The sequence below is a fragment of the Sphingobacterium multivorum genome, from assembly GCF_039511225.1.
GTDB lineage: Bacteria > Bacteroidota > Bacteroidia > Sphingobacteriales > Sphingobacteriaceae > Sphingobacterium.
The window spans coordinates 5,444,223-5,462,309 of sequence record NZ_CP154261.1; the positions used below are offsets into that span (position 1 = coordinate 5,444,223).

Annotated in this window: 13 protein-coding genes; 4 read left to right on the forward strand and 9 right to left on the reverse strand. The window is 40.8% G+C overall.

Features of this window, described 5'->3' with window-relative positions:
- Window positions 1-23 precede the first annotated feature (23 nt).
- The 6 genes from AAH582_RS22765 to AAH582_RS22790 form a co-directional block, all read right to left on the reverse strand.
- Window positions 24-1,586, reverse strand: coding sequence for a RagB/SusD family nutrient uptake outer membrane protein (locus AAH582_RS22765; RefSeq protein ID WP_046673713.1), 1,563 nt, complete (start codon window positions 1,584-1,586; stop codon window positions 24-26).
- A gap of 18 nt (window positions 1,587-1,604) precedes the next feature.
- Window positions 1,605-4,751 carry a SusC/RagA family TonB-linked outer membrane protein gene (locus tag AAH582_RS22770; protein WP_084823142.1) on the reverse strand — a complete coding sequence of 1,049 codons (3,147 nt, stop codon included), beginning with the start codon at window positions 4,749-4,751 and terminating at the stop codon, window positions 1,605-1,607.
- Between the two features lie 412 nt (window positions 4,752-5,163).
- Window positions 5,164-6,879 (reverse strand): GMC family oxidoreductase, encoded by a 1,716-nt coding sequence (locus AAH582_RS22775; RefSeq protein ID WP_343320703.1) that lies wholly within the window; start codon window positions 6,877-6,879, stop codon window positions 5,164-5,166.
- A 7-nt stretch (window positions 6,880-6,886) separates the two neighbouring features.
- Window positions 6,887-7,375: a gluconate 2-dehydrogenase subunit 3 family protein gene (locus tag AAH582_RS22780; protein WP_343320704.1), complete on the reverse strand. Its 489-nt coding sequence runs from the start codon at window positions 7,373-7,375 to the stop codon at window positions 6,887-6,889.
- A gap of 87 nt (window positions 7,376-7,462) precedes the next feature.
- Window positions 7,463-8,122, reverse strand: coding sequence for an HAD family hydrolase (locus AAH582_RS22785; RefSeq protein ID WP_046673710.1), 660 nt, complete (start codon window positions 8,120-8,122; stop codon window positions 7,463-7,465).
- Between the two features lie 36 nt (window positions 8,123-8,158).
- Complete coding sequence (locus AAH582_RS22790; protein WP_343320705.1) at window positions 8,159-8,794, reverse strand: DUF6266 family protein; 636 nt, start codon at window positions 8,792-8,794, stop codon at window positions 8,159-8,161.
- A 496-nt stretch (window positions 8,795-9,290) separates the two neighbouring features.
- Here AAH582_RS22790 and AAH582_RS22795 point away from each other — a divergent pair, with 496 nt between their 5' ends.
- The 4 genes from AAH582_RS22795 to AAH582_RS22810 all read left to right on the forward strand — a co-directional run bounded on the left by AAH582_RS22795 (window position 9,291) and on the right by AAH582_RS22810 (window position 13,710).
- On the forward strand, window positions 9,291-9,902 hold the full coding sequence (locus AAH582_RS22795) for a fumarylacetoacetate hydrolase family protein (protein WP_046673709.1): 612 nt from the start codon (window positions 9,291-9,293) through the stop codon (window positions 9,900-9,902).
- 13 nt (window positions 9,903-9,915) lie between these two features.
- Window positions 9,916-11,640 carry a M23 family metallopeptidase gene (locus tag AAH582_RS22800; protein WP_343320706.1) on the forward strand — a complete coding sequence of 575 codons (1,725 nt, stop codon included), beginning with the start codon at window positions 9,916-9,918 and terminating at the stop codon, window positions 11,638-11,640.
- A gap of 74 nt (window positions 11,641-11,714) precedes the next feature.
- Window positions 11,715-12,176, forward strand: coding sequence for a thioredoxin-dependent thiol peroxidase (bcp, locus tag AAH582_RS22805; protein ID WP_046673708.1), 462 nt, complete (start codon window positions 11,715-11,717; stop codon window positions 12,174-12,176).
- 64 nt (window positions 12,177-12,240) lie between these two features.
- Complete coding sequence (locus AAH582_RS22810; protein ID WP_046673707.1) at window positions 12,241-13,710, forward strand: glycine--tRNA ligase; 1,470 nt, start codon at window positions 12,241-12,243, stop codon at window positions 13,708-13,710.
- Window positions 13,711-13,803: 93 nt separating this feature from the next.
- On the opposite strand, the gene AAH582_RS22815 is transcribed toward AAH582_RS22810, so the two are convergent.
- The 3 genes from AAH582_RS22815 to AAH582_RS22825 all read right to left on the reverse strand — a co-directional run bounded on the left by AAH582_RS22815 (window position 13,804) and on the right by AAH582_RS22825 (window position 18,076).
- The gene (locus tag AAH582_RS22815; RefSeq protein WP_046673706.1) at window positions 13,804-15,246 is read right to left on the reverse strand and encodes a hypothetical protein; all 1,443 of its coding nucleotides are present in this window, start codon (window positions 15,244-15,246) and stop codon (window positions 13,804-13,806) included.
- A 76-nt stretch (window positions 15,247-15,322) separates the two neighbouring features.
- On the reverse strand, window positions 15,323-17,041 hold the full coding sequence (locus tag AAH582_RS22820; protein WP_343320707.1) for a M64 family metallopeptidase: 1,719 nt from the start codon (window positions 17,039-17,041) through the stop codon (window positions 15,323-15,325).
- A 174-nt stretch (window positions 17,042-17,215) separates the two neighbouring features.
- Complete coding sequence (locus tag AAH582_RS22825; RefSeq protein WP_046673705.1) at window positions 17,216-18,076, reverse strand: helix-turn-helix domain-containing protein; 861 nt, start codon at window positions 18,074-18,076, stop codon at window positions 17,216-17,218.
- Window positions 18,077-18,087 lie beyond the last annotated feature (11 nt).

Below are 18,087 nucleotides of genomic sequence, written 5' to 3' on the forward strand. Positions count from 1 at the left end.
ATTTTAAACTCAGATTTTGAAGACTATTGATAGCCTGCATTTTGTGTCAACTTATTATTTCGCTGAATTTCATCTGGAGAAATCGGCCATAATAAGTCTGTTTCTTTGAATGTTGCACCAGATCCGTTCTTAGCCCCAATCAATGGTACGAAATCGACTTTACCAGCCTCAGTTGTTGAAATTACAGGGAACATTTTCGTTCTAACAATATCGTCCCACATTTTAAATTCCAACGGGAACTCGCGGAGACGCTCTTTCCAGCATTCTTTCACAAAATTGTCTGCTGATAAGGTTAGTAATTCGGCTGTATACGCAGCAACTGATTTCCCTTCGGTATTGGCACGTGCTTTTACCTGAGCTAAATAACCTGCAGCCTCAGCACTCACGCCAGATGTTTTCGCGATTCCTTCTGCAGCGATAAGCAAAGCTTCAGGGTAACGATAGAAGTTCCAGTCTTTAGTCGCTTTTCCTGTTGTCAATAGCGCCTCTTCATCCACAAAATACCATATTCCCGCATCCGTTGATTCCCACACTTTTCCATTTTTTGGATTCGTATACTTCCAATGATAGAACTGATTCGGCTGGATACGAAGATCCTTGCTCTCGTAGACATTCAAAAATTGTTTGGTTGGTCCATAGATTCTTTCAAAGATCGAATAGGATGTAAATAACGATACGGCTGACGAATTGAAAGCATAAGTTGGCCACCAGCTACCATCGCGGATAGTCGCATTATACTCCTGTGCATAAATTACTTCATCCAGATCATCCGTCGTACGTAATTTATTATAGGCACTATTCATCCCAAGATTGGTGTTTGTGGTCATACTATGACCTGAGCCAATGACAATCTTTGCTGCCGCTGCAGCATCAGCATATTTACCCTGTTGTAGGTAAACATTGGCCAAAGTCATTGCCGCCGCATATTTGGTTATCCGGTGTCCATTTGCAGCAAATGTTGCAGCAGGAAGGAGTTCCACAGCAGACTTCAAATCGGACTCAATTAATTCATATACTTTCGCAGCATCCGTACGTTCCAAGTATAGATTGTCTTTTAAAGACTCATTTGGCGTCGTATAAAAAGGGATAGCACCAAAAGTCTTTACCAGATAAAAATAGTTAAATGCGCGAAAGAACTTTGCTTCTCCAACCAAGCTATTCTTAACAGCATCCGCCATGTTGATTTGAGGAATGTATTGGATAGCGGCATTGGATACGTTGATTGCTTTATAGCTTTCATCCCAAATGGTATTCATTGTGTTGGAGATGATACTGGTATTGCTTTGACGAGTCAATTCTCTGGCAAATAAACAGATCCGTTCTTGTCCTTCATAGCTGCTTGTAAAATAGCCCGTCAACATGGAGTTGATAGAAGCTGTGGGGCCGAGGTAAGCGCTTGACGCGTATGAATAACGTTGAGGTGCACCATTACGGTACAGATAATTGACATTCTCTCTAGCCTGAGACTCAGTTTTATAAAAGCTTCCCAAAACAACCCCAGATTTGGGGTCTTCTTCCAAAAATTTATTACAAGAAGTTGTCAATGCCAACCCGGCCAATAACAACATACATAATTTATTCTTCATTTTGTTAAATTCTAAGAGTTAAAAGGTTACATTCACACCTACAGAAAAAGTTTTCGCTCTAGGATAAGAGAAGAAAGTCATGTTCTGACCGAACTTACTTTCTCCTTGAGAAGTACTTTCGGGGTCATAACCTAAGAACTCCTTCGATGTAAATAAGAATGGATTATTCGCAGATGCATAAACACGTAATCTAGACATACCGACACGTTTCAGCACATCAGGATTAAAGGTGTATCCCAACTGAATCAAATTGACACGAAGGTAAGACCCATCAGCTACCCAAGCATCGTCTACGTTCGTATCTTGTCCGGCATGTCCACCATTCGTTAGATAGATAGCCTGCTGCATCGTATTCGGATTCGAGCCATTATACGCATCTGTCAGGATATTTTTTAAACCATTGGTAATACCAAAACGGTCGTAGGTCGAATGGAAGAACTGTTGCATGACATCTACCCCCTTTACAAACTGCATATCCAACGTAAAATCGAAGTTTTTGTAGCGTAAGTTATTGATAAAACTACCGGTCCAATCTGGCAGCCCTTTTCCAATGATCTCTTTCTCTGCCGATCTCTTCGCACGTCCAATCTGACTTGTCGTTGCATTGCCGGCATCGACATCCGCCTGTGTATATACACCTAGTCGACGGTAGCCATAGAAGCTATTCAGGTTCTCGCCCACACGAATAATACTATTGGCACCACCTACCCAAAAGTTCATTTGGATATCTTCATTATTCTCACCAAGTTTTACGACTTTGTTTTGGTTATAGTTGGCATTTAAGGATGCTTTCCAACTAAAATCTTCGTGATTGAAGATGGTTCCATTGATCATCAAATCCAAACCTTGGTTCTTTACAGATCCAATATTTTTATAGACTGAACTAAAACCAGAAGAGTGAGGCAATGGAGCTTCTAATAGGAGGTCATTGGTCTTTTTATGGTAGTAAGAGACATCAAAATTCAATCGATTTTGAAACAAACCCAATTCGACTCCGACGTCATATTGGGCAGTTTTCTCCCATTTTAAATCCGGATTCGCGATAGACTCGACATAAGACCACGTTGCTCGTTGACCATTTAGTAAAGTTGTTCCAGTAGCAACATTCGCAAGTGAACTATACGGATCAATCTCCGAGTTACCTGTTAGACCATAACTTGTATGTAGTTTCAAATTGCTGATCTTATCATTTCCTTTTAGGAAATCTTCATTTCCCACATTCCATGCTAAACCTGCGGATGGGAAGAAAGCGTATTTCTTGTCTAAACCAAATTTGGAAGCTCCATCATAACGGCTTGTAAATACCACCGAATAACGGTCATCATACGAATAATTAGCGCGTAAAAAATAGGAGTTCATTGCCCACTTGTCATATGCTGAATACGGTGGATCAGGGATTGTTCCGGCTCCCATATTATTGTATTCATAGAAATCGTCAGCAAAGCCTGTCGTACGACTTCCATCATAATCATTGGTCCGTGCCTGCCACGAGAGACCTGCCATCGCATTGATCCGATGCTTGTCAATTTTTTTATTATAAGTCAGGTAAGTTTCTTCTTGCCAGTAAAGTGTATTACGGTGATTAATTTCCGCCCAACCATTTGGTCTGGAAATATTATTTAGAGTTACAGAAGAATAGCCACGGTAAGTCTTCTGATGATTATCAATACCCAATTGGGTTTTTAAGTCCAAACCTTCTGCCAAGTGGAAGGTCAATGCTGCATTTCCAAAAATCTGCGTATTGTAACGCATGCGTTTTTGCTTGTCTAAAATAGCGACTGGATTAGACATACCTTCAAAACCCAATGTTTCTGCTACTTTTGAAGAAGAGGAATTGGTATAAGTACCGTCCTTTTCGTAGACTGGATACCAAGGAATCATCTCGATCATGGTACGACGCGCTTCTTGTCCACCACCGTCTTCTGGTGTATAACGTCCCCAAGTATGGTTAACAGTTAAGTTAATTGCTGTAGAAAGCCATGATGTTGGTTTAGCATCATAAGCAAGCTTTCCATTGATACGCTTATTCCAGGTATTATTAACGACACCTTGCTGATCGGTATAATTCAAGAAAGCCCCGACAGAAGATTTGTCATCACCCTGTTGTACGTTCAACTGATGATTGTGCGAAATAGCTGTACGTGTTGCTTCCCGTTGCCAATCTGTATTATAAAGCGGGTTGCCATTGGCATCGAAATAATTGGCATCATTAAACCAGGTCTTTTTATCCAAAGACCAGGATTTCCCTTGGTACTTATTTTCATTTTGTAAGCCGATCATAAAGGCATCTACCCATTCCTGTGCATTCAATACATCCATGTAGCGTTGAACCGAGCTCACACCAGCAGATCCTTGATAACTAATTGTTTTGGACCCATCTTTGTTTCCACGTTTTGTTGTTACCAAGATAACCCCGTTTGCACCACGTGCACCGTAGATTGCTGCCGAAGATGCGTCTTTCAATACCTCGATATTCTCGATATCATTCGGATTCAACAACTGAAAGTCTTCCATCACAACCCCGTCCACAACATAGAGTGGATTGGATGATGAATTGATCGTAGCCACACCACGAATGACCACACGGTTGGCGTAAGCACCAGGTTGGCTCGAGTTGGAAAAGATATTCACCCCCGAAGCCTTACCTCTTAAGTTATCCAGCGGACTAAAGTTCTGATCTTTGATCATGTCGGCTCCTTTAACCATCGCAATAGAACCTGTTACATCCGATTTACGCATGGTACCGTAACCAACAACGACAACTTCGTCCAATTGGCTTTGATCATCGTCCAATTGTACAGAAACAGTTGCACCGGAAACAGTGACTTCTTTGGCTTTGTAACCAATGGAAGAAACCACCAATACATCCCCCGATTTAGCATCCAAAGTAAAATTACCCAAGGCATCAGATTGTGTGCCCTTCGAAGTTCCTTTTACAGCGATGTTAACTCCTGAAATTGGTTTTCCAGCAGCATCCAATACTTTTCCTTTAACTTGCTGCTGCACATGGTTTACTTCTTTTACGAAGGATTTTCCTTCGTAATTGACTGAAGTTCCGACAGCGGCATTGACTTGTTGGAAAGTACCAGCAATGACAGCCAATGAGAAAAATAACTTTGATTTTTTCCCAAGCTGCGCAAATGATTTTACGTCAACTTTGCTCATATTAATAGTGATTTGGTTTATAAAAACGTTTTAGCAAAAGATGCTTAAAACGTCTAGTTTAATTTAGTTTCCCTTAATTGATGTTTTTAAAAATCGATCCGCTTTCTTAAAAATTTGGATATCCAATTCCTTTTTTGTTTTCATTCTTTCGTTTAACATAAAAGAGAAAACAGCAGGTTTAGACTACCTCTGGGCTCATTAACCCAAAGGGCTCCTAATAAATTGAGCTAAATCGCTTTTGCTTTTTTTGTAAAATTTTTTGGTTTCCCTATTTTGGTTTTTTAATTGTCTATTACTTTTTATCTTTCCTTTTTGGTTATTATTTCTTGGTTTTAACGTGCTATTCTTTGGAAAGATAGCACTTTAATTTTACTGGGGAAAGATTTATTTTCAAAAGCTTTCCCCGGTAAAATTAAATATTTCCTTTCTTCATCTCGCTAACCGCATAATCGACAGATCGAGCCGAAAATGCCATATAGGTCAATGAAGGATTTTGTGTTGATGTGGACGTCATACTTGCACCATCTGTGACAAAAACATTTTTCACAGCATGCATCTGATTCCATTTATTCAATACTGAAGTTTTCGGATCGTGGCCCATACGTGCACCACCCATTTCATGGATATCCAAACCTGGAGCCTGCCAGTGTGTATCCGGGCGAATGTTTGTGAAACCAGCATCCGTAAACATCTCCGTCATGACGGCAATGTAATCCTTTTTCATTTTTTCATCGTTCTCATCATAATCGACAGCAATTTTTAACAACGGAATACCCCAGTCATCTTTCTTACTGCTATCCAATGAAACCATTCCCGATTCTTTTGGTATTGTTTCACCCATCATGTGAGATCCAACCTGCCAAACACCTAATTTAGGATTCAACAAATTGTTCTTCAGATCTAACCCTAAACCCGAACGATCAGATTCTTTACTACGTGAAGCACCGAAACCGGCGGCATAGCCTCTTAAAAAGTCCGTTTCCTGTTTGTGCAAGTTTCTGAAGCGTGGAATGTACCCTCCACCTGCGGGATTCCGCCCTTCGGCCGTAAAATCCAACATCCCTTCATACTCCGCGTAAATGCGTGCACTATAGTTGTGAAAGGCAACATATTTTCCTAACACACCACTATCATTGCCCAAACCATTTGGAAAACGGTTGGATTTAGAATTCAATAAGATTAAATTCGTATTGATTGCCGCCGCATTGACAAAAATCAACTTGGCATAAAAATCAATTTCCTCTTTTGTATTGGTATCAATAACACGTACACCCACTGCCTTTCCTTTTTGTTCATCATAGAGGATTGAATGAACAACCGAAAATGGACGTAAGGTCATATTCCCGGTCTTCGCAGCCCAAGGGATTGTCGTTGCATTGGAACTGAAATATCCACCAAAAGGACATCCTCGCTGACAAAGTACGCGATTCTGACACTGTACACGTCCTTGTTCGATGTGAATCTGATTTGGTTTGGATAAGTGTGCACAACGTGCTGAAATGACTTTGCGCTCCGGAAATTTCTTTTGGACGCTTTCTTTAAAATACTTCTCGACAATATTTAATGGGTAGCCTGGCAAAAACTCGCCGTCCGGCAATTCAGGAAGTCCATCGTGATTTCCTGCAATACCGGCAAATTTTTCGACATAAGCGTACCAAGGGGCTAAATCAGCATAACGGATCGGCCAATCTACTGCAAAACCATCTCTAGCCGGCCCTTCGAAATCAAAGTCAGACCAACGTTGCGTTTGTCTCGCCCATAATAACGACTTGCCGCCAACCTGATAGCCTCTGATCCAGTCAAAAGGTTTCTCCTGAATATAAGGGTGTTCCTTGTCTTTTACAAAAAAATGGGCCGCATCCTCATGGAATGCATAACATTTGCTGACAATCGGATTCTCTTCTTTTACTTTGAAAGGCATTTCGTTCCGATGTTCAAATTCCCAAGGCATCATATTGGTGGTTGGGTAATCCTTGATATGTTGTACATCACGTCCACGTTCCAAAACCAATGTTTTCAATCCCTTCTCGCACAACTCTTTTGCGGCCCAACCGCCACTAATTCCCGAACCAATCACGATTGCATCGTAGGTTCTGTTTTTTTCACTGTCAATATTTAGATTTGCCATGTGCTATTTATGCCTTAACTTTTACCGCACCATTGTACGGACCCGGAATAAGTTTATAGATCACCTTATTCTTCATCACGTATTCTGAGTTCATATACCCCTGAATTGCACGCGATTTGAAGGTCTCAAAAAAAGCCTTCTCGTCGGTTTTGTCTTTTAACCCCGCCAAAGTGGCCTCCGTCTCTTTGCTATTTTTTAAATTCAACTGTTTTCTCAATTTATTGAAACCAGCGACAAATTTAGCCTGATTTTCTGGCGACTCACAGTCATCGACCATTTTGATGACGAAAAGATGTAAGTTCAGATCCTTCCCTCCTGGTGTATCCGATTTCGGAATCAGGATGTCAGCCAGATCGCCCAAAAATTGCTCATCTTCTGCCGAAATCTTCAGCTTATTCAATACAATTGATGCACCTCCATCATTCAGACAGGACGACAAAATTGTCAGTCCGCCAGCTATAATGAAAAATTGCTTTATTGCGGTTCTACGGTTCATAATCAGAGTTCCCTTTACAATTCGGTAATATTACATATATCCGAATAAAAATACAAATGCTAAAACGATTAAATTATTTTACAACCCTTAAATCCATTGCGCCAACAGGGCTTTTGCCTCAGACAAGTTTTCCACAATGTTATCAACAGCTGTTAGTCTAGCACGTTCCACCTCCTGTTTCGTAACTGCAATCAACTGCGTCCCTGCTCCCAACGCCGATGTACTTCCTGTCGATGTATCTTCGATAGCCACACAGCAGTCAGCTGGTAGATCCAGATTTGTCAATGCCAAACGATAAGGTTCCGGATTGGGTTTTGGCAACTCCACACACTCTCGCGTGACAAAAAACTCAAAATAATCCAAGAGCTCGTGCTTGCCCAAAACAGTATCGACTGTGCTTCTATAACTCGAAGTCACAAGCCCAATACGGATATCTTCTGCTTTCAAAAAAGCTAAAATTTCTCGCGCTCCAGGCATTAATTCAATATCGCTCATGTTAGAATCGGCATAAGCCGCACGTGTACGCTTCCACATATGTTCTTCCGTCACGTCGTAGCCATAGTCCTCGGTAAGACGCTTGACATTATGTGCTAAAGTATGTCCAGCAAAATCGCGAATCCAATCTTCATAGTTGATCAGAAGGTTAAATTCCTGTTTTAATATAGGGGCCCAATTTTTGAAATAGAAATATTCCGAATCAATTAACGTACCATCCAGATCGAACAATACCGCCTGTATTTTATTCATAGTGTTAAAGATACACAAGTAGACTGAATTATCCTATTAAATGACACCGCAATAGGTCGAATTTGAGAATGCACCATGATAGGTATCCCAAAAACCGATGTAGACATGATATTCAAATTTATCCTTTCTGAATGTCGCGATATCAACCGTACATTCCCCCTGCGCCGCATCCGCTATGGCCATTTTGAGGTCGCCCTCCCGATCTAAACTGACTAAGGCCAGATTTAATTTAAACATGCTATCCCTGTATTTTGGATTCGGTATCCAGGATAATTTCAGCAGACCGTCTTCCCAACGAGCCTGAACACCTTCGGGAGACACGAGCTCCCCGACAAATACCTGCACTTTTTCCATACTAATAACTGGTTTATTTTCGACATCCACATCAATGGCATTTTTGAAAATGCGCTGCTGTGCAAGCTGAAATTTTCCTCGCCCAGAGTTTTTAGTTTCTTCAAATTGATACCCAAAATCAACAATAGGCTTTATCCAGCGACAAAACTCACTGACCATTTTTAATTTTTGACGGTGTGCCAATTGCGCTGCAGTTGGTGGTTTCGTACTTTTCCTCCTCGCCCCCCGTATAACACATTTTCCATTGAGATTATAGCCATATACTGAACCTACTTTACCTCGAAAACCACCATTTGGACCATCTTCTAATATTCCCATTTTTTAACCTTCTTATTTATTTCTATGATCTATTTTACACCCTAACAAACAATTGACATCAATGTTTTACTTAGCTTAGCCATAAATTAGAGTTTGGTTAGGTTTAAGTTAGGTTTTCATTAGGTTATACCTAAACTAACCCTAACTAAACCCTAAACTAACCCTAACTAAACCCTATATAAAAGGTCGCTTTGGTAGTATGTAGTAGATGTTGTTGTTTTCCTTCATTTTTGGATAAGCTTTGGACATTTATTAAGTTTGTTGTGGTAAACGAAAACTAAGGTATACCGAGTAGGGATGCACGACAAGCTTTTAGAAGATAGCCATATCGTTCCTCACATGACGTTCGTTAGCATAGCGCATTCCGGCCTAGTGTAGGTCCCTCACGAATAGCATATAGTACTTTCGAATACCGCCTCAAACGTACACGCAATGAAAACCGAGCTCATGAATTCGCAAGAAATCTGGAAGCTTCATTGCCTAAAAAATTTATATCATGAAAATAATTGCAATCGGTCGCAATTACATCGACCACGCGAAAGAACTCAATAATCCAGTCCCTGAAAACCCCATTATATTTTTAAAACCCGATACTGCGGTATTAAAGGATAACAAAGATTTCTATTACCCGGAATTCTCCAAAAATATTCAGTTCGAAACCGAAGTTGTCCTCCGGATCTGTAAAGAGGGAAAACATGTCACCCCAAAATTTGCATCAACATACTTCGATGCCGTCGGTTTGGGAATTGACTTCACCGCAAGGGATGTGCAGCAAGAACTAAAAGCAAAAAGCCTTCCCTGGGAATTGGCAAAAGCATTTGACCATTCCGCAGTAATCAGCAACTTGATTCCTAAAGAGGAGCTAACAGATGTGAATTCGATTGATTTCTCCCTGCAGCAAAATGGACAAACAGTTCAGCAGGGAAATACCAAGGACATGATTTTCTCCTACGAAGATCTGATTGTGTATACCTCCAAATTTATTACCCTTCGCAAAGGGGATCTCATTTACACGGGCACGCCTGTTGGTGTTGGCTCTGTAGCCATCGGCGATTTATTGGAAGGTTTCATCGGCGACCAGAAAATGTTTAGCTGTAAAATTAAATAGTAGGGGAAATAGCATGATAAAAAAAACGACAGCATTACTCTCCCTGCTAACCTGCATAACAGGTGTAAGCCAGGGACAAGATATTATCAAAAGCCGCAATTATCCACAAAACTATTTTGTAAGACCGATGGACATTGCTCCACAGGCTTCGGGATCATTCGGCGAATTGCGGGCAACACATTTCCATGGTGGGGACGATTATCGGACACAACAACGCATCAATATTCCGGTGCATGCAGCCGCGGAAGGTTTTGTATCCCGTGTCAGGGTACAAATAGGCGGTGGTGGTAATTATGTTTATATTGATCACCCCAATGGTTACACCTCGGTATACATGCACTTGGAAAGTTTCAATTCGGACCTTGCTAAAATCGTCAAAGATGAGCAGTATAAGCAAAAACGTTTTGATGTCGATGTCTTTCTTAAACCAAACCAGGTCCCTGTAAAAAAAGGAGAGTTTATTGCAAATTCGGGCAATACAGGCGGCTCTGCCGGTCCACATCTTCATTTTGAAATCCGCGATACAAAGGCACAACTGCCACTCAATCCCCAATTGTTTGGACTACTCTTTCCGGATGGTGTCAAGCCGATCATTCGCGGCATGACAGTCTATGATTTGGGCTCCGAACTGTTTGATGAAAATACACCCCGCAGGCATCAAACTATTAAGTCCGTTGGTAGCGGCAATTATAGTTTAGCAACAAACGCCCCTATCTCTGTGAACGGTACCTTTGGATTAGGCATTAACACCGTCGATAAACGCAGTGGTATCTCATTTACGTATGGTGTCTACTCGATCGAACTTTTTTTGGACAACAAAAACATCAGTACGGTGCTCTTTGAATCAATCCCTTTTGATCAGACCCGTGCGATCCAGTCTTACGTCGACTACCCCTACTTAAAAAAATCCGGTGTACGTGTTCAAAAAAGTTTTAAAGATCCAAACAATCCGATCAACATCTATAAACACTTGGACAACCTGGGGAAAATCGAATTGAAAGACAATGAGGTCCATGAGGTAAAATATGTCGTCAAGGATGTTCAAGGAAATACGAGCGAATTGAATTTTAAGGTGCAAAATAATCCTTCGCTTTCGATCAGTCGCGCCAATGCTGCCGGCTTAAAAATGTTCCACTTCGCAGACGAGAACAAATATGAAGCAGAGAATGCGCGTGTTTATATGGGTAAAAATGTATTGTACGACGATCTTTACTTCAATTATTCACAAGGAGCAAAACCTGCAAAAGGCTACTCGGCAATGCACTATATCCACAATGCTTATACACCGGTCTTCGGATACTACAAGCTCATGATCAAACCAGACTACAGCTTATCTGAAAACCTTTATGACAAAGCTTTGATTGTTTCTTCCGATGGTGGAGCACAGGGAGGTAAATATGAGAACGGTTGGGTGGTGGCCAATGTACGCGAATTTGGCGGTTTTTATGTTGCTGTTGACACCATTGCACCGAATATTGTAGCACGTAACCTGACCGACGGAAAGAATGTGAGCGGACAGCAATCCATTGACTTTACAATCAGCGACAATCTCTCTGGAATAGATACTTTTAATGCTTACATTGATGGGAAATGGGCTTTGATGAAATATGACCCGAAAACAAGACATATTTGGCATGACTTCGAACCCGACTTAAGCAGTGGCCGACATGAGTTTAAACTCGAAGTGAAAGACAACAAAGGAAATTTAAAGACATACGAAGCTTCTTTTACAAGGTAAACACCTGATTTTGGGTAATAAATCAGCGGTTTCAAGAGATTAATCGTATCTTAATCGACTAAATACAATGTAATATGGCAACACTAGAAATAGGACAGAAAGCACCGGATTTCAGTGCAAAAAATCAACATGGTGAAACAGTCCATCTTTCAGATTTTAAAGGAAAAAAAGTTATTTTATATTTTTATCCAAAAGACAATACACCAGGCTGCACCACGGAGGCCTGCAATTTCAGGGACAACTATCAGTCTTTGAAAAAAGATGGTTTTGAGATCATCGGTGTAAGTATAGATGGGGAGGCGTCGCATCAAAAATTCATCAGTAAGCATGAGCTACCTTTTCAATTGCTTGTAGATGAAGACAAGAGCCTTGTCGAGGCCTATGGCGTATGGGTTGAGAAAAACATGTATGGCAAAAAGTATATGGGCACAGCACGCACCACTTTTGTGATTGATGCAGATGGCATTATCCAGCATATCATCAAAAAAGTAGATAACAAAAATGCATCGCAACAGATCCGTGATTTAGGCATTTAAAGAATGCTTCTTATCAAGAATCTTATATCTAAAATCTAAATACTAATATCTATATTTGCCACTTATGAGCAAACAGACAGACGACTTTTTCAAAAGTGTAGTATCACACGCGAAGGAATACGGTTTTGTATTTCAATCGAGCGAAATATATGACGGATTAAGTGCCGTCTACGATTACGGTCAATTAGGTTCGGAATTAAAAAACAACCTAAAGACTTATTGGTGGAAATCCATGGTGCAATTGCACGAAAACATTGTTGGTATTGATGCCGCAATTTTCATGCACCCCACAACATGGAAAGCATCGGGTCACGTTGATGGCTTTAACGACCCAATGATCGACAATAAGGATTCAAAAAAACGTTACCGTGCCGATCAATTGATCGAAGACAAGATTGCACGTTATGAAGCAGACGGTAAGACAGCAGAAGCTGCTGCCCTATTAGACGCTTTGAATACCGCATTGAATGCTGATGATTTAGCTGGACTAAAAACCATCATTGAAGAACATAATATCGTGTGTCCGGTTTCAGGCACCAAAAATTGGACTGAAGTACGTCAATTTAATTTGATGTTTGCCACTCAGATGGGTGCTATGGCAGATGGAGCTGATCAGGTTTACCTTCGTCCTGAAACTGCACAAGGTATTTTCGTCAACTTTCTGAATGTTCAAAAGACAGGACGCATGAAAATACCTTTTGGTATTGCCCAAATTGGTAAAGCTTTCCGTAACGAAGTGATCGCACGTCAGTTTATCATGCGCATGCGTGAATTCGAGCAAATGGAAATGCAATTTTTCTGCCGCCCGGGTACTGAATTGGAATGGTATAACAAATGGAAAGAGACACGCTTGAAATGGCATTTGGCATTGGGTTTCGATCCTTCAAACTACCGTTACCACGACCACGATAAATTGGCACATTACGCAAATGCGGCAGTTGATATTGAATTCAACTTCCCATTCGGATTCAAAGAAGTTGAAGGTATCCACTCGCGTACAGATTTTGACTTGAAACAACACCAGGAATTTTCTAAAAAGAAAATGCAATATTTTGATCCTGAAATCAATCAAAACTATATTCCGTATGTAATTGAAACTTCAATTGGATTGGACCGACTTTTCTTGACTGTATTATGTAACGCTCTGGTAACGGAAGATCTTTCTACAGCAGAAAAACAAGATTCTCGTGTCGTATTGAAATTTCCACCAGCATTGGCACCGGTAAAAGCGGCAATTTTACCATTGACCAAAAAAGATGGTTTACCAGAAAAAGCTCGCGAGATCCTAAATACATTAAAATTGGATTACAACGTCCAATATGATGAAAAAGATGCCATTGGAAAACGTTACCGTCGTCAAGACGCAATCGGAACACCGATCTGTATCACAGTCGATTACGATTCGCTAGAAGACAACACCGTTACCATCCGTCACCGTGATACGATGGCACAGGAACGTGTTGCCATTGCCGATCTTGAAAAAATATTGAATGACTTGACTGGTTGGAATACCTTACTAAAAAAATTGATATAGCCAATCCGCTACCACAGAAAAGGTGTCCATTGCTGGACACCTTTTTTTTGTTAATAGATGTAGGGTGGCGAGATGCCTAGTACAATAACTGTGCTAGTATTCTATTACAATATTGTCGTCCCAATGTTCGTTCTTCACGACCTGAAAACCCAGATTACCATTGGTGGTCTCCAACAATTTGCCCTTAAACTGTATTTGAACATTGTTGCGGATTTCGCTTCCCAGTTCAAATGTACGTAGCAGCTGGCCGTCTTTGAAAACTCGAAACTCATACCTAATAGCCTTATTATCGGTATAATAGCCCATAAATTGATTAAAAGTAAAGCTTTGATTCGCTGCTGTAAAATTTGGGACAACCGTCAACACACTTTTATCGATTTGGTCGTTACTTCGCGTCATGAAAGGATAATAATGAAATATTGGATGCAGCTGCTTCACCTGAATACTGTCTATTACACTAAGGTCTTCGCTATCCGTAAAAGTCAATTTGACCTCGCTGTAGATGCGATCTAAGTTCAGTACCCGCTCTACTAGTGCCCCCTTAACTTCAAAGGTATCCCGACCTGCAAACAACTCCGCAGATCGTTCAGAAAAAGCATTCGTAGTATAAAAGTGTTCAAAATCCACAGCCTCTGCCATAATCAGCGGCAACGCTGAATTTTTAGCGATCAGACTCAGGTAATAGGTTCCATTCGGCAATTCAACATCGAAAGTTTCCTGCGAATTAAGCACTCCCGATTTGATCATGGCCTTCGATTTCGCATCAAACACATGGTAGTAAAACTTGCTGGGTAAAGCCTCTGGCTTTACCTGCCCATAAATCATCAAGTTATCCATCTTAAACGTACCCGTCGTTGGACTGTAGCCCATCCCACCGTCTCTGTTTCCAGCAAATAATGAGATTTTCAACCATAGCTCTTTGCTGTTGCCAAGAGAAATATCTGCTAACGATGTACTCATGGGAATTTTAGCAGAAATTGGCACATTTGGAGGATACCTAATGGTGTCTGAGAGCACTGAAAAGCTATTTCCCTTATCCAGGGAATAACTCAACAATAACGCCCTTGGCCCTGAACCCGAACTATTGCCATCAAACGTCCAGTTGCCTAAGGATTGAATACCTCTGGTAGGGATTTTGATTAGGATCTCTTTCACGCCTTTAAAGCTTACGGCTTTTCCCGTTGCGGGCCAACCGGCCAGGAAATCATAGTCTGTCTTTTCATTGTTGTAATCGATCAAAACAGCCGCATCGAGTGCCACTTCAGGCACAGTGTTGCTATTATCAAACGTCCAATGGTACAACAATTCGTTTTCGGAAGCGGCTCCGCTTAGCGCAGCTCGTTTTGTCTTAGTCGATTGCTTTTTTAGTGGAGTAACAATCGCTTCAAAATCCTTGACTTTGAATTTTACCGCATGAATTGCTTCATCGTTTTCATCGGGAAGTTTTGCATGCTTTTTGCACGAAGGCATCGCGGCTAAAACCAGGATGAATACACATGAAAGAATCCCCCAAGTTGACTTGGATTTTCTTTTCATAAATATAAATGATTTATAAGTTAATTAACCGGCAGATTAAAATTAACTTATAAATTATTTTATTCCAACAATACATCTAAAAAGTTACAATTGTTTTCTCGCTTTTACACGTTGTCTCTTTATCTATTTTTTGAACATATATCTTTCCAGACGAGGTTGGTAATTTCATTGTGAGCACATTATTTACCCCCGTTGGGCGTACATACTCCCCATTAAATTCATCCCATTCATAGATTGGACGGCCATCTTCATTCAACCAGATGTAGTTATAACGCCCATCGACTTTATCCTTTACCGTCAACTGTACTGTATTCTTCTTCTTATCGATTTTAACATCAATACGCTTTGGTTTATCGATTTTACCCAGTGTATGGATATGAATTTTTGTCATCTCGGAGGTGCGGTCATCCCAAATACCACGGACGAAGTATACTTTTGATTCCACAATATTTTGTAACACAATATTATTGCCTGTCTCTTCCCAAAATCCTGTAGCGGCATCATACCAACGATATTCAAGTCCGGCAACAGGATGCTTTACCGTGAGCACCTGAGCACCACCATAACAGGTTTCCAATGTATCGCCCCATGTGGTCGATGGTTTCGCTAAATCAATCAATTTCACCTGATTAAAGGTCCACACAACCGAGTCTCGGTGGTTGACATAGGATGGATTGCGCACTAGATTTGTCGTATCTTGAATCATTACCTTCAACGTATTTGCTCCAACGCTTAACATCCCCGGATCGAGGTAAATCGAATCAATGTCGGTCGCAATTGTTTCATCATTCAATAACCAGGACAATTTAAAGGTGTTCGGGGAAGGTTTTGCCAGGCGCAGGGAAAACTTCTGAACACTATCTAAGGTAATCGGCTTGTCGAGCGTCGGCTTTACCTGAATAAATGGGCTTGATTTTTTTTTGATGGAAGCAACAAATTGTTCTTGACAAACGGGGCAAAATGGAGCTACTAGATATTGCATTTTACAATATTCATGTGGTCTAAACCAGTTGGAGGGTGAACCTTTACCACCATAAGAATAAATACCAACTCCGTCTTTTCCAAGCCAGTATTTCCAGGGGACCTGACTTGCATCTGCTGACTGTGAGCGGTTTACAGATTCAATAGCATATTGATTTCCAGCCCAATACTCATCGGCAAGCTGGGCAAAGGAATGTCCAATTTCGTGTACCGCGATATCATTGCTCTTAAAATTAACCGTAGAAGTTGCCCATTTTCCTCCTGAACCACCATAAAATGGGGAATTGACCAACACAACGACCTGTGTATAATTGGGCGTATGCATTTTTAATACCTCTTCGATACGATCATTTTTTTGCGGTACAACCAAACGATGTAAACCACCATTGTCAAAGCTGCTTCCAAAAATCGTGTTTGGATGGGCAACCGGAACAGCATGATCCCGTGTAAACTTGTTGTAACGTGGTGGATATTTACTTAAATCGGTTTCACCATGCACACAATCACCCGCTTTGCAATCGTGCGCTGCACCAGATTCCTCGGAAATCGTACGGATTGCAAACACATTAAAAAAACTGCTGTACTGTTTGAAGGGTTCGATCGAGAAAAAATAGTTGGTAAACTGCTTGGCATCTGCAGCGTAATCATCCAGCTGTACTTTGGTGTAACCGTCTCCCAAAATGACCAGATTAACAATATGCTTATCCGTTCCTTGGTATTGCAGCGTATCGATCTTAAAAAGAGAACCTTGGGCCCGCGCCTGCATCAGCGATACAAATAAGGCTATAAAGACAAAAAATAGATTTTTATTCATCGGAATGGTTATCGTTAACGTTCAAAAATAACACTTTACCACCTGCTATCTTTAAATTTTATTAACGAGTCTTTCTCCGATATTGTCAACAAAACCATTCTTCTGATTTCCGTGGAGGGAGCATCCCAAAATCAACGGGATAAGGTTCCGGCATCGTAACATCCGACAGACAGCTTAGTCACGCATACGATGTTCCTGTACATACTCACTCGGCGAAAGTTTGGTTATTTTTTTGAACACCCGATTGAAATTGACAACATTGTTAAACCCTGTTTTAAAAGCGATATTAGAAACACTTTCTGAAGATTCGTCAATCAACATTTTACAGGCACGTTCAATCCGTATTTCATTGAGGAAGGTCACATAGGTTTTCCGTGTATGTTTCTTAAAATACTTGCAAAATGCATGTGGGGTCATATGTGCCACCGCTGCTATATCTTCCAGGGAAATCTTGTCTCCAAAATGCTGGAAAGTATACTGGAATATTTCATTGATTCGCAATCCTTCGGCATCGGAGAACTTCTTTTGTGGAATACCTGTATACAGCGAAGTCCATTGATCTACTTTTTTACTTAAAAAATTAATCAGCTTCACAAACGAGAGGAGGCGATCTATGCCCGCACTCACGTTAATCTGTACAAACTTCTCTTTCAACGCAACGGAGTGCTCCGCATCCAATTTTTTACTGACGTTGATGTGTTCCAGGAAATATTTGACATCATCAAATTCAGGAAAATCCAGAAAGGGTTTAAAATGTTCGTAGTCGAAAAAAATATGGATGGCATGAATACCATCCTTTATATCCTCCCCTGTTTTGAACATATGCGGTTCGTCCGCATCAACGATATAGATTTCGTCCTCTTCAAAACTGTGTGTAAAGTTGCCAATCATAAAGGTTCCCCGCCCCTTCAAAATGTAGGTCAGCTGGATTTCCTTGTGTCGGTGGTAGTTGCTATAGAATGAAGGCAGAATATCTTCCTGCACACAAATAGATCCTTGATAAACAACCGGAACTGTAAATTGAACGACTTTCATTACGTATTGAA

Coding starts and splice junctions, on each gene's coding strand:
- AAH582_RS22765 (WP_046673713.1), bottom strand. CDS start 1,586: ATGAAGAATAAATTATGTATGTTGTTATTGGCCGGGTTGGCATTGACA.
- AAH582_RS22770 (WP_084823142.1), bottom strand. CDS start 4,751: ATGAGCAAAGTTGACGTAAAATCATTTGCGCAGCTTGGGAAAAAATCA.
- AAH582_RS22775 (WP_343320703.1), bottom strand. CDS start 6,879: ATGGCAAATCTAAATATTGACAGTGAAAAAAACAGAACCTACGATGCA.
- AAH582_RS22780 (WP_343320704.1), bottom strand. CDS start 7,375: ATGAACCGTAGAACCGCAATAAAGCAATTTTTCATTATAGCTGGCGGA.
- AAH582_RS22785 (WP_046673710.1), bottom strand. CDS start 8,122: ATGAATAAAATACAGGCGGTATTGTTCGATCTGGATGGTACGTTAATT.
- AAH582_RS22790 (WP_343320705.1), bottom strand. CDS start 8,794: ATGGGAATATTAGAAGATGGTCCAAATGGTGGTTTTCGAGGTAAAGTA.
- AAH582_RS22795 (WP_046673709.1), top strand. CDS start 9,291: ATGAAAATAATTGCAATCGGTCGCAATTACATCGACCACGCGAAAGAA.
- AAH582_RS22800 (WP_343320706.1), top strand. CDS start 9,916: ATGATAAAAAAAACGACAGCATTACTCTCCCTGCTAACCTGCATAACA.
- bcp (WP_046673708.1), top strand. CDS start 11,715: ATGGCAACACTAGAAATAGGACAGAAAGCACCGGATTTCAGTGCAAAA.
- AAH582_RS22810 (WP_046673707.1), top strand. CDS start 12,241: ATGAGCAAACAGACAGACGACTTTTTCAAAAGTGTAGTATCACACGCG.
- AAH582_RS22815 (WP_046673706.1), bottom strand. CDS start 15,246: ATGAAAAGAAAATCCAAGTCAACTTGGGGGATTCTTTCATGTGTATTC.
- AAH582_RS22820 (WP_343320707.1), bottom strand. CDS start 17,041: ATGAATAAAAATCTATTTTTTGTCTTTATAGCCTTATTTGTATCGCTG.
- AAH582_RS22825 (WP_046673705.1), bottom strand. CDS start 18,076: ATGAAAGTCGTTCAATTTACAGTTCCGGTTGTTTATCAAGGATCTATT.